Below are 685 nucleotides of genomic sequence, written 5' to 3'. Positions count from 1 at the left end.
ATAACGTACCATCACGGACGAATATGACGATTGAAGCAGAAACTGTTGAAACATTAAGTCACAACCCTTACATTGTTGCACTTAAAGATGCGACGAATGACTTTGATTATATGGAAGAAGTTAAAAAACGCATTAATGAAGATGAATTTGCATTATATAGTGGCAATGATGACAATGTTGTTGAATTCTATCAACGTGGAGGTAAAGGTGTTATCTCAGTTATTGCAAATGTTATCCCTCAAGAATTTCAAGATTTATACGATGCTAAACAAAGTGGAGAAAATATTTCAAGTCAATTTGAACCTATTGGGCAATTATTAGACTCATTATCTGTGGATGTTAACCCTATTCCTATTAAGGCACTAACGGCACATTTAGGTTTTGGTAATTATGAATTAAGATTACCACTTATCCCATTAGATGACGCAGAGCGTAATGTATTAGAGCAAGCTTATTATCAGTTTAAAGCAGGTGAACATTAATGAAGATTTTACTTATAGGCTATGGAGCGATGAATCAACGAGTTGCTAGACTAGCTGAAGAAAAAAATCATGAGATTGTAGGAGTCATAGATAGAACTCCTAAAGATTCAACACCATACAAGCATTACAATAGAATAGTTGAAGCTCAAGACGTTGCTGATGTAGTGATTGACTTTTCAAACCCTGAATTATTAATACCATTA

1 protein-coding gene and 1 pseudogene are annotated in these 685 nt (G+C 34.0%); both read left to right on the top strand.

From position 1 onward, the window contains the following. Positions 1 to 482, top strand: a 482-nt coding sequence (locus HZY83_RS01620) for a dihydrodipicolinate synthase family protein (protein ID WP_179942350.1), incomplete at its 5' end; no start/stop codon positions are given. Continuing rightward, positions 482 to 685, top strand: a pseudogene (locus HZY83_RS01615) (4-hydroxy-tetrahydrodipicolinate reductase); the annotation flags it as partial. The gene HZY83_RS01620 and the pseudogene HZY83_RS01615, both read left to right, overlap by 1 nt.

Source organism: Gemella sp. GH3 (genome assembly GCF_013415425.1).
In the GTDB taxonomy this organism is placed as follows: Bacteria; Bacillota; Bacilli; order Staphylococcales; family Gemellaceae; genus Gemelliphila.
Note: the sequence above shows the minus strand (reverse complement) of the source record. Positions and strands in the feature narration are given on the sequence as shown.